This is a genomic window from Aeromicrobium sp. REDSEA-S38_B2 (assembly GCF_001628525.1).
Lineage (GTDB): Bacteria > Actinomycetota > Actinomycetes > Propionibacteriales > Nocardioidaceae > Aeromicrobium > Aeromicrobium erythreum.
On sequence record NZ_LUNH01000014.1, the window covers coordinates 38,113 to 48,986 of the forward strand.

The window sequence follows — 10,874 nt, forward strand, 5'->3', positions numbered from 1 at the left end:
GCGCCGTCGGGCCTAGACTTGCTCCTTGTGTACGACGGAGTGATCCAGGACCTCATCGACGAGCTCGGGCAGCTGCCCGGGGTCGGTCCGAAGAGCGCCCAGCGGATCGCCTTCCACCTGCTCGACGCCGACCCCGCCGACGTCCGTCGTCTGGCGCAGGTCCTCGTGGAGGTCAAGGACAAGGTGCACTTCTGCGCCGTGTGCGGGAACGTCACGGTCGACGTCGAGTGCCGCATCTGCTCCGACCCGCGCCGCGACGCCACCGTGCTGTGCGTGGTGGAGGAGAGCAAGGACGTCGTCGCGATCGAGCGGACCCGCGAGTTCCGCGGCCGCTACCACGTGCTCGGCGGGGCGATCAGCCCGATCGCCGGCGTCGGGCCCGACCAGCTGCGCATCCGCGAGCTGCTCGGGCGTCTGCAGGACGGCACGGTCACCGAGGTGATCATCGCCACCGACCCGAACCTCGAGGGCGAGGCCACGGCCACCTACCTCATCCGGATGCTCAGCACGCTGGGCCTGCGGGTCAGCAAGCTCGCGAGCGGCCTGCCCGTCGGCGGCGACCTCGAGTACGCCGACGAGCTGACGCTCGGCCGCGCGTTCGAGGGCCGCACCGCCATCGCCGGCTGACGCGGGGTCAGGCTCGACCGGCCAGCAGCTCCTCCTGGTCGGCCGCCACGGCGCGCACGACGCGGATCCAGAGCACGCCGGCCACCACCCAGGCGACGGTCGAGACGGCGGCGAAGGCCGGGAGGTCGCCCACCCCGGTCGACTCGAGATCCGTCGGCACGAGGAGGGACTCCACGCCGCTCGCGACGTTCGCGACGATGAACGCGCCCCACCACCAGCCGACGCGGGACCCGGACGACGGGTGGTGCGACCGGACCCGGAGGACGTCGCGCACCACCTGGAAGGGGAACCAGAGGCTCACCACCGGCACGAGCCACCCGCCCCAGACCCAGCCACGGCTGCGAGCGTGCGGCGACGTCGGCGAGAGCAGCTCGACGTTCCTGCGCGCCCGCCACAGCCACAGGCAGGTGACGACGAAGGCGCCGAGCAGCACGAGGTAGCCGACGAGGTCGACGACCTCGTACGGCGTGAAGAACTCCTCGGGCGACCGGCCGGCCGCGGCGCCCGACGTCCACTGGTCCTCGGCGTCGCGTGCCAGCCAGTACCGGGGGAGCATGAGGGCCGCGTAGAGCGCGGCGAAGCCCGTCGTCAGCGCCGTGAGGACGCCCAGCGGCTCGGGAGTGCCGAGCGAGGCACTCGCGGCCGCGGGCACCGGGGAGGCCGGCGCGCCGGACGGCGGCTCGGGCGCGCGGCCCCAGCCCTCGGGGACGTCGTCCTCGGACGGGAAACGAGGGTAGGGCGTCGGGTCGGACATCGGTCTCCTGGCGGTCGTCTGGAGGCCCCGACGCTAGTGCACGGAGGCGCCCGGGGAACGAGAACCTGACGAACCACTGACGGACGACTGACGTGTTGCTGAGAACCGCTCCCGGTTCTTTCTCGCCGTCGTCGCGGTGCCCTAGCGTGTCGGTCGTGAACGTGCTGACGCTGGTGCTGCTGGTGCCCTTCACGGCCTCCGTCGTCGTGCTGATCCTGCTGCTCGGCGCCGCCACGGGGACCCTGTGGTTCCCGCTGGAGGACAAGAGCTGGTACCCCGACGTCGCGTTTGGGCCCCCGGCCCTGCTCGACGGGCGCTGGTGGACGGTCGTCACCGGCTCGCTCTACGCGCTCAAGCCGCTGCAGTACGTCGCCATCCTCACGTTCTTCGTCCTTCCGGTCAGCCTCTGCGAGTGGCGGCTCGGCACGCGGCGCACGGCCGCCGTGGTCGTCGTCTTCCAGGCGATCGGCGTGATCGGCGGTGGCTACCTGATGGTGGCGCTGTCGTCCTGGACCGACTGGGGCTGGGCGCAGCGCACCGCGCAGGACCTCGACGTCGGCTTCAGCGCGGGCGCGCTCGCGGCAGCCATGGTCGTCTCGGCCGACCTGCGCCGACCCTGGCGGGGGCGGGTCCGGCTCGGCGTCCTCGGCTACGTGCTCACGTCGCTGACCTTCCTCGGCTACCTCTACGACGTCGAGCACCTGGTGGCCGTGCTGCTCGGCCTCTGGGTGGGCCCCTGGATCGTCGGCCGCCGTCCGTCGCGGACGGTGGCGGAGTGGCTGCGACCCGGATTCACGCGCCGCGACCTGCGGATGCTCACCGGCGGCTCGTTCCTCTGGGGCGCGATCATCGCCGTCATCGGCCAGGTCGCCGACCGCGACGGACCCTTCGGCCCCATCGGCGGCGACCCCGAGTCGTGGTGGTGGGTCCTTGCGGTGGTGGCGGTCGACCTGCTCATCGCGTGGGGCCTCGTGCGCGGTCGCCGCACGTGGTGGATGCTCGCCCTCGTCCTGACCTCCATCAGCTGGTTGCTCGGCGCCGCGACCGCCGCCGTCATCGTGTCCGGCGGCACCTCGAACTCCGGCCTCGTCTGGATCTCCCTGCTGTTCGACACCGCCCAGCTGGCGGCGCTCCTGCTCGGGCGCAGCGCGTTCCGCAACCCCGGCCGGCGCGGCCTGCGCCGGGTGGGCCCCGACCGGGTCGGCGCGCTGCCCACCGACGCCGACCGCGAGCGGGCCCGCGAGCTGCTCCAGCGGCACGGCTCGTCGAACCGTCTGGCCTGGATGACCACCTGGCCGGAGAACCGCTGGTGGTTCACCGACGACGCCGTGGTCGCCTACCAGCAGTCGATGGGGGTCACGATCGGTCTGTGCGACCCGGTGGGTCCCGACCCCCTGCACGTCGCCGAGCGGTTCATCGGCGCCCGCGCGCGACGCCGGCACGCTGCCATGCCTGTTCAGCTGCAGCAGCGCCGTGGCGCGCTGGGCCCAGGACCAGGGCTGGATCGCCGTGCAGGTCGCGGAGGAGGCGATCGTCGACCTGCCCGAGCTCGAGTTCGTCGGCAAGAAGTGGCAGGACGTCCGCTCGGCGTTCAACCAGGCGGGCAAGCACGACGTCGAGACCCGGTTGATGCGGCTGGCGGACGCGCCGCGCGGCATCCGCACCCAGCTGCGGGCGATCTCCGACGAGTGGGTGCGCGACAAGGGTCTGCCGGAGATGGGCTTCACGCTCGGCGGTCTGGAGGAGGCCGAGGACCCCGACGTGTGGATCAACGTCGCGGTCGACGCGGACATGACGGTGCACGGCGTCACGAGCTGGATGCCGATCCCCGGCCCCGACGGGCAGGTCCGCGGCTGGACGCTCGACCTCATGCGTCGCCTCCCCGGCGGCTTCCGCTACACGATGGAGCTCCTCATCGCGTCGGCCTGCCGCGAGTTCAAGGAGCAGGGCTACGAGGTCGTCTCCCTCTCCGGTGCGCCGCTCGCGCACGCCGGCGCGGGCGACAGCGTCGTCGACCGCTCCGTCATCGACGACGTGCTCACGCGGGCCGGCGACGTGCTCGAGCCGTACTACGGGTTCCAGTCGCTGCAGGCGTTCAAGGCCAAGTTCCAGCCGCGGTACGAGCCGCTGTTCCTCGTCGTCGCCGACGAGGCCGCGCTGCCGCGGGTGGGGATCGCGGTCGGGCGCGCCTACCTCGCGGACGCGACGCTCGGACAGCTGCTGGCGCTCACCCGCGGGCACTGAGCGGTACGTGCCTGCCGGGGAACGCCGGTAGACTCACCGAGTGGAGCTGGAGCTGCGGCACCTTCGGGTCGTGTGTGCCATCGCTGACGCCGGGAGCGTCACGAAGGCCGCTGCCGAGCTGGGTGTCGCCCAGCCGGCGCTGACCGCCCAGCTGAGCCGGATCGAGCGGGCCCTCGGCGGCCCGTTGTTCGACCGGGACCACCGCGGTGTCCGGCCCACGTCGCTCGGCGAGCTGGTCATCGCCCGGGCCCGCATGCTGCTGCCCGCCATGACCGGCCTGCTCGACGACGCGACCCGGCTCGCCGACCCTGCCCGCGGCGCGAGCATCCCCGACCACCTGTCCATCGGGTCGTCGTCGCCGGCCGTCCTGGCCCCGCTGATCCAGCGGCTCGAGCAGCGTCACCCCGACCTGCGGGTCTCGACGACGGCCTCGTGGTCGGCCGACGAGCTCGCGCGGGCCCTGGCCGACGGCCGCCTCGACTACGCCGTCATCGGCATCTGCGGCGGCGATGTCGCGCCCGACGACCGCGCCATCACGTGGCGCACGTTCTCCGTCGACCCCGTCTTCGTGATGCTGCCCGAGGACCACGGCGCCGCCGACGCCGCCGAGGTGCCCCTCGGTGCCCTCGCCGGCGAGGCGTGGGCGGCCACCCCGGGCGACGGCTGCTTCCAGGAGTGCTTCGCCGCGGCCTGCGCCCGCGAGGGCTTCGCGCCACGCAGCCTCTACGTGGCCGACGCGGCGAGCTGCATCGAGCTGGTCTCCTCGGGCACGGCCGTGGCGCTCTGCCAGCCCACGCGGGTGCTGCCGGGTCTCGTCACGAAGCCGGTCGCCGACGCGCCGCTGCGCTGGCGCCACCTCGTGGGCTGGCGCACCGACTCGGTGGGCGCCGACTTCGCCGACGAGCTGCTCCTGACGGTGCGCATGGCGCACAACGACCTGGTGTCGCGCAGCCCCGTCTACGCCGCCTGGCTGGAGCAGAACCCGGGCTTCGGCGAGCAGCACGACCCAGGCATCACGCCCGCGGTATGACTCTTCCGGTATGACCCTCCAGGCCTGATCCGCCAGTAGGTTTCTGCACAACCCCTCGGGGGGGCTGCGGAGGCAGGACCGCCTCCGGACGACAGCGTGGGGCGTGGCGGCGAGCCGTCCGTTCCGCAGGAACGGCGGCCCGGGTGATCCCCGGTCCGCCACGACACAGGAGATCGAACCGTGAACACTCCCAAGCGAACCCTCTTCGGCTCGCTGGCCGCTGCCGCCGTGCTCGCCACGGCCTTCGGCCCGCAGGCCATCGCCGCCCCGTCGCAGGACGACGGCGCCGCCAGCTCGAAGGTGGGCATGCTCGGCGCGATGCAGCGCGACCTCGGCCTCACGAAGACCCAGGCCACCGACCGCCTCGCCTCCGAGGCCAAGGCCGCCAAGGTCGACAAGACGCTCGAGAAGAGCCTCGGTGCCGACTACGCCGGCTCCTGGTACGACGCGAAGGCCGGCACGCTCGTCGTCGCCGTCACCGACGCCTCCCAGGCCGGTGCCGTCAAGGCCCAGGGCGCCCAGGTGCGCACCGTCGAGCGCTCGGCCGCCGAGCTCGACGGCTACATGAAGGACCTGAACGCGAAGCAGGCCTCCGCGCCGAGCACCGTCGCCGGCTGGTACGTCGATCCCGCCGCGAACAAGGTCGTCATCCCGGCGGGCGACACCGCCGCCGCCGCGTCGTTCGCCAAGAAGGCCGGCGTCCCGACGTCCGCGATCGAGGTCGAGCGCTCGGCCGAGCAGCCGAAGCCGCTCTACCAGGGTGGCGACGCCTACTACATCACCAACGCGCGCTGCTCGATCGGCTTCGCGGTCAACGGCGGCTTCGTGACGGCCGGTCACTGCGGCTCGCAGGGCGCCGCGACCCAGAACCCCAGCGGCACGTTCGCCGGGTCCAGCTTCCCCGGCAACGACTACGCGTGGGTGCGCTCCTCGGCCACCATCACCGGCACGGTGAACAACTACAGCGGCGGCAGCGTCGCGGTCCGCGGCTCGCAGGACGCGGCCGTCGGCTCGTCGATCTGCCGGTCCGGCTCCACCACCGGCTGGCACTGCGGCACCATCCAGGCCCGCAACTCCACGGTGAACTACGCGCAGGGCTCGGTCTACGGCCTCATCCGCACCAGCGTGTGCGCGGAGCCGGGCGACTCGGGCGGATCGGCCATCACCGGCAACCAGGCGCAGGGCGTCACCTCCGGTGGCTCCGGCAACTGCTCCTCGGGCGGCACGACCTACTTCCAGCCGGTCAACGAGATCCTCAGCGCCTACGGCCTGACGCTCAAGACCTCCTGATCGAGGACACCGCGCGCGGCGCGGGCCCGGTACCGGTCTCTCGGGACGGTGCCGGGTCCGTGCCGCGTCGGTGTGTCCGGCCGATCTCGTCGTCCCGGGACAGGAACGACGGTGGAGGGCCGTGCCGGCCGACCTATAGGATGACGACGTTGCCCGGTCAGCGTCGCCCTGGCACGGTCCCACCAAACCCCCGCACCGCAAGGACATCCGTCGTGGGCATTGTCGTCCAGAAGTACGGTGGCTCCTCCGTCGCCGACGCCACGAGCGTCAAGAGAGTCGCCCAGCGCATCGTCGCCACCAAGAAGGCCGGCCACGACGTCGTCGTGGTCGTCTCGGCCATGGGCGACACGACCGACGAGCTGATCGACCTCGCCAACGAGGTCTCCCCGCTGCCCCCCGCCCGCGAGCTCGACATGCTGCTGACCGCCGGCGAGCGCATCTCCATGGCGGTCCTCGCCATGGCCATCGGCAACCTCGGCCAGGAGGCCCGCTCGTTCACCGGCTCCCAGGCCGGTGTCATCACCGACGCCGAGCACGGCAAGGCCAAGATCATCGACGTCACGCCCGGACGGATCGAGAAGGCGATCGCCGAGGGCGCGATCGCGATCGTCGCCGGCTTCCAGGGCGTCTCGCAGACGACGAAGGACATCACGACGCTCGGTCGCGGCGGCTCCGACACGACGGCCGTCGCGCTCGCCGCCGCGCTGCACGCCGACGTCTGCGAGATCTACTCCGACGTCGACGGCATCTTCACCGCCGACCCGCGGATCGTCCCCGACGCGCGCCAGATCCCGCAGATCTCCTACGAGGAGACGCTCGAGATGGCGGCGAACGGCGCGAAGATCCTGCACCTGCGCTGCGTCGAGTACGCGCGCCGCAACGACATGCCCATCCACGTCCGCTCGTCGTTCTCCGACAAGCCCGGCACGTGGGTCCTCAAGGCCGAGGACGTCACGAAGGACCCCACCATGGAACAAGCCATCATCTCCGGCGTCGCCCACGACCGCTCCGAGGCGAAGATCACCGTCGTCGGCGTCCCCGACCAGGTCGGGTACGCCGCCGCGATCCTCAAGGCGCTCGGCGACGCGCAGATCAACATCGACATGATCGTGCAGAACGTCTCGGCTGCCGCGACCGCGCTGACCGACATCTCCTTCACGCTGCCGCGCGCCGACGGCCAGACGGCCATGACCGCGCTCGCGCGGCTCAAGGACCAGGTCGGGTTCGAGCGGCTCCAGTACGACGACAGCGTCGGCAAGGTGTCGATCATCGGCGCCGGCATGCGCTCGGCCCCCGGCATCACCGCCCGCTTCTTCCAGGCACTGGCCGACGCGAACGTCAACATCGCCATGATCTCCACGTCCGAGATCCGCATCTCCGTCGTCGTCGCCGAGAGCCAGGTCGAGAACGCGGTCCGCGCCGCCCACTCGGCCTTCGACCTCGGCACCGACGAGGTCGAGGCGGTCGTGTACGGGGGGACCGGACGATGAGCCGCACCGCCAGTATCGGCATCGTGGGTGCCACCGGCCAGGTGGGCGTCGCGATGCGCCAGATCCTCGAGGAGCGCAGCTTCCCCGCCGACCAGGTGCGCTTCTTCGCCTCGGCGCGCTCCGCGGGCACCGTCCTGCCGTTCGCGGGCCGCGAGATCACCGTCGAGGACGCAGCGACCGCCGACCCCACCGGGCTCGACATCGCGCTCTTCTCCGCCGGCGCGACCACCTCGCGCGCGCACGCGCAGCGCTTCGCCGACGCCGGCGTGACCGTCGTCGACAACAGCTCCGCGTTCCGCAAGGACCCTGCCATCCCGCTCGTCGTCAGCGAGGTGAACCCGCACGCCATCCCCGACGGCGACGGGCCCGGGGGTCGCGGCATCATCGCCAACCCCAACTGCACCACCATGGCCGCGATGCCGGTGCTCAAGCCGCTGCACGACGAGGCCGGGCTCGTCCGGCTCGTCGTCAGCAGCTACCAGGCCGTGTCGGGCTCCGGCGTCGCCGGCGTCCGCGAGCTGCACGGCCAGGCGCAGGCCGTGGTCGAGAAGGCCGACGCGCTCGCCTACGACGGCACGGCCGTCGCCTTCCCCGACCCCGACGTCTACGTCGCGCCGATCGCGTTCAACGTGCTGCCCATGGCGGGCAGCGTCGTCGACGACGGCAGCAACGAGACCGACGAGGAGCAGAAGCTGCGCAACGAGTCGCGCAAGATCCTCGAGGTCCCCGACCTGCGCGTCGCCGGCACCTGCGTGCGCGTGCCCGTCTTCACCGGCCACTCGCTCAGCATCCACGCCGAGTTCGACCGCGACCTCACGCCCGAGCGCGCCACCGAGATCCTCGCCGGTGCGCCCGGCGTGCAGCTCGTCGACGTGCCCACGCCGCTCCAGGCCGCCGGCACCGACCCGAGCCTCGTCGGACGCATCCGCGCCGACCAGTCGGCGCCCGAGGGCAAGGGCCTCGTGCTCTTCGTCAGCGGCGACAACCTGCGCAAGGGCGCGGCGCTCAACACGGTGCAGATCGCCGAGCTCCTCCTCGGCTGAGGTGGGTCCGTGCGACTCGGCTGGGTCCGGCGGAGGAGAGCTCGGGGGCACATCGCCGAGCTCCTCCTCGGCTGAGGTGGGCGCGAAGGCCGGCGTCACGGTCCGCGCGCGGCGCGACGGCGACGCCGAGCGGCTCGTCGAGCTCCTGGCGCGGACCCATGCCCTCGACGCCTACCCCGTGCGCGGGTCGCTGGTCGGCTGGGCGTTCCTCGCCGGCGACGTCGAGCGCGCCTGGGTGGCGGAGGTGGACGGCCGGGTCGAGGGGCACGTGTGCGTCCTCGCCGGCCCCGACGGGCCGGTCCTGTCGCGGCTGTTCGTGAACCCGGACGCGCGCGGCGCTGGCGTCGGGTCGGTGCTCCTCGACGCGGTCGACGCGTGGGCCGACGAGCGAGGGCTCGCGCTCAGGCTCGTCGTCCTCGACCAGGACGCCGCCGCCCGCCGGCTGTACGAGCAGCGTGGCTGGCAGCACGTCGGCAGCGAACCGGCCGCCTGGCTCGGTGGCACCGGGGGGCTGCTCGTTGTTGCTCAGGTCGAACTTGTCGAACGCGCGGGCCGTGCCCTTCGTGGTCAGGAAGAGGACACCGAAGGCCTGGTTCTCGTCGCAGCCCTCGAAAGCGTAGGCGGAGAGCACGGTCGCCGGCGTGTAGCCGCGCTCGTAGAGGCTGTCGATGGCCGCGACCGTCTCCTGGTTGTTCTCCTTCACCGCGTCGGAGCGCAGCTGCTTGAGCGTGATGCTCTCGCCATCGAGAGGCTCGCCGAGCTTCTTCGCGACGGTGCCGATGGTGTCGCCCTTGCTGGGCGTGTCGCCGAGGACGACGGACTCGAAGCCGGCCGGGGTGGCGCACTTCGTGGTGTAGACGGGCTTGACGGTCAGCGTCTGGCGCAGGCTCTTCTGGCGCGTCGGGCCGAGCTTGCCCTTGCTGTCGCGCACGCGGTACTTGACCACGGTCGACACGTTGTAGGTCACGGACAGGGCGGTGCGCTTGAGCGTGGCCGACTTCTGGTTGCGGACGACGGCCTTGCCGTCGAGGCTGACGTTCAGGAGCGAGGAGGAGACGCGCACGTTCTTCGACACCGACACCGACGGCTTGATGGTGACGGTGGTGCCGATCTCGCCGGGGGCGGGGTTGGCGATCTTCTTGACGGAGACGACGGTCGCGGCCTGAGCCGGGGCGACGAGGCCGAGGGTCGAGCCGACGCCGACGGCGGCAGCCAGCAGGAGCGGGGTGAGCTTGCGCAAGGGGATGTCCGTTCACGAGTGCGGTCGGGAGTGACCGCAGGCTGCTACAGCCTAGGGGCGGATCCGCAACTCGAGACACATTTCGGAAAAGATTGTCGGTTCCATGGACATCAGCGTCGCAGCGCGGCGCGGATCGCCTCGGCCAGCTGCGCGGCGGACGTGCCGAAGTGCCGGGCGCCGACGGTGAACCCCGGATCGGCGTCCGACTCGACGCTGACCGTGTTGCGGGCGGCCGGGGTGCCCTGACCCACCTGGACCTGCGCCCGCGTCGTCGGGCAGGCGAGGCGCTGCCGTCCGCGGTGCAGCGTGACGACGTCGCCGTCGACCTGCAGGCTCTGCCGGTTGCGCCCGCGGACGACGACGAACCACACCCACGCCGCCCCGGCCCACAGCACGAGGAAGAGCAGGGGTGTCGGACGACGGCTCGTGCCGCCGTCGAGCACGGCGGGGCTCGACAGCGCCCCCGTCATGGTGACGGCCGCGAGGGTGAGCAGCACCGCCGCCGCGACGGCGAGCCGCGCTGGCGCCGCGTCGAGCTCCGCCCCGTGGACCTCAAGGCCGGCCGGCACCTGCAGCTGACGGCGTACGACGCGACGCAGGCGCACACCAGCAACCACCTCTTCGGCGACGAGCCGGCCGCCGGCCCGGCGGCCGAGGCCCTGGACGCGCTGCTCTTCGACGAGCCGTTCGGCAACTGGCACGTCGAGACCACCACGCACACCCATCAGCTGCGGGTGACCAAGAAGGGCGAGGGGCTGCTGCACTCGGCGGCCCGCAAGGAGGCCGTGCAGGCCGAGCGCGGGCATGACCGCGACAAGGAGCGGCTGCTGGAGGAGTCCGACCCGGTGTTCCGGGCGCTCGGGCTCACCGACGCCCAGGGCCGGGTCAAGCCCAGCCGGCAGGCCAAGCTGCGCCAGGTCGAGGAGTTCCTGCGCCAGCTGGACGCGGCGCTCTCCGACGCCCGCTCGCGGGGTGCGCTGCGCCGGCCGACGCCGGAGGAGCCGCTGCGCGTGGTCGACCTCGGCTGCGGCAACGCCTACCTCACCTTCGCCGCCCACCGCTTCCTCACCCACGTCCGCGGCCTGCCGGTGCACCTGGTCGGGGCCGACGTGAAGCAGCAGTCGGCCGACCACAACGGCGAGGTCGCCGCCTCGCT

The 10,874-nt window shown here is 72.4% G+C and carries 8 protein-coding genes and 3 pseudogenes; 9 read left to right on the plus strand and 2 right to left on the minus strand.

Annotated elements, in window-relative coordinates; translation table 11 throughout:
- Nucleotides 1–27 precede the first annotated feature (27 nt).
- Complete coding sequence (gene recR, locus A6Q81_RS03090) at nucleotides 28–627, plus strand: recombination mediator RecR (RefSeq protein WP_067853732.1); 600 nt, start codon at nucleotides 28–30, stop codon at nucleotides 625–627.
- Nucleotides 628–634: 7 nt separating this feature from the next.
- Here the strand turns inward: recR and A6Q81_RS03095 are convergent, their stop codons facing one another.
- The gene (locus tag A6Q81_RS03095; RefSeq protein WP_286689503.1) at nucleotides 635–1,381 is read right to left on the minus strand and encodes a DUF4328 domain-containing protein; all 747 of its coding nucleotides are present in this window, start codon (nucleotides 1,379–1,381) and stop codon (nucleotides 635–637) included.
- A gap of 995 nt (nucleotides 1,382–2,376) precedes the next feature.
- On the opposite strand from A6Q81_RS03095, the pseudogene A6Q81_RS17170 reads away from it, so the two are divergent.
- The 7 genes and pseudogenes from A6Q81_RS17170 to A6Q81_RS17175 form a co-directional block, all read left to right on the plus strand.
- Nucleotides 2,377–2,793: pseudogene (locus A6Q81_RS17170) on the plus strand (phosphatidylglycerol lysyltransferase domain-containing protein); the annotation flags it as partial.
- 25 nt (nucleotides 2,794–2,818) lie between these two features.
- Nucleotides 2,819–3,625: pseudogene (locus A6Q81_RS03100) on the plus strand (bifunctional lysylphosphatidylglycerol flippase/synthetase MprF); the annotation flags it as partial.
- Between the two features lie 40 nt (nucleotides 3,626–3,665).
- Complete coding sequence (locus tag A6Q81_RS03105) at nucleotides 3,666–4,655, plus strand: LysR family transcriptional regulator (protein WP_067853741.1); 990 nt, start codon at nucleotides 3,666–3,668, stop codon at nucleotides 4,653–4,655.
- 180 nt (nucleotides 4,656–4,835) lie between these two features.
- Nucleotides 4,836–5,945, plus strand: a complete 1,110-nt coding sequence (locus A6Q81_RS03110; protein ID WP_286689504.1) for a S1 family peptidase — start codon at nucleotides 4,836–4,838, stop codon at nucleotides 5,943–5,945.
- 212 nt (nucleotides 5,946–6,157) lie between these two features.
- Nucleotides 6,158–7,435: an aspartate kinase gene (locus tag A6Q81_RS03115; RefSeq protein ID WP_067853748.1), complete on the plus strand. Its 1,278-nt coding sequence runs from the start codon at nucleotides 6,158–6,160 to the stop codon at nucleotides 7,433–7,435.
- Entirely contained in the window at nucleotides 7,432–8,478 is a 1,047-nt protein-coding gene (locus A6Q81_RS03120; RefSeq protein WP_286689505.1) for an aspartate-semialdehyde dehydrogenase, read from the plus strand. Before A6Q81_RS03115 ends, A6Q81_RS03120 begins: the two co-directional genes overlap by 4 nt.
- Before the next feature lie 268 nt (nucleotides 8,479–8,746).
- Nucleotides 8,747–8,899, plus strand: a pseudogene (locus A6Q81_RS17175) (GNAT family N-acetyltransferase); the annotation flags it as partial.
- A gap of 929 nt (nucleotides 8,900–9,828) precedes the next feature.
- On the opposite strand, the gene A6Q81_RS03130 reads toward A6Q81_RS17175, so the two are convergent.
- The gene (locus A6Q81_RS03130) at nucleotides 9,829–10,287 is read right to left on the minus strand and encodes a hypothetical protein (RefSeq protein ID WP_286689507.1); all 459 of its coding nucleotides are present in this window, start codon (nucleotides 10,285–10,287) and stop codon (nucleotides 9,829–9,831) included.
- Here A6Q81_RS03130 and A6Q81_RS03135 point away from each other — a divergent pair.
- A partial coding sequence (locus tag A6Q81_RS03135; protein WP_286689508.1) for a methyltransferase occupies nucleotides 10,264–10,874 on the plus strand: 611 nt, incomplete at its 3' end. The two genes, A6Q81_RS03130 and A6Q81_RS03135, sit on opposite strands and share 24 nt — an antisense overlap.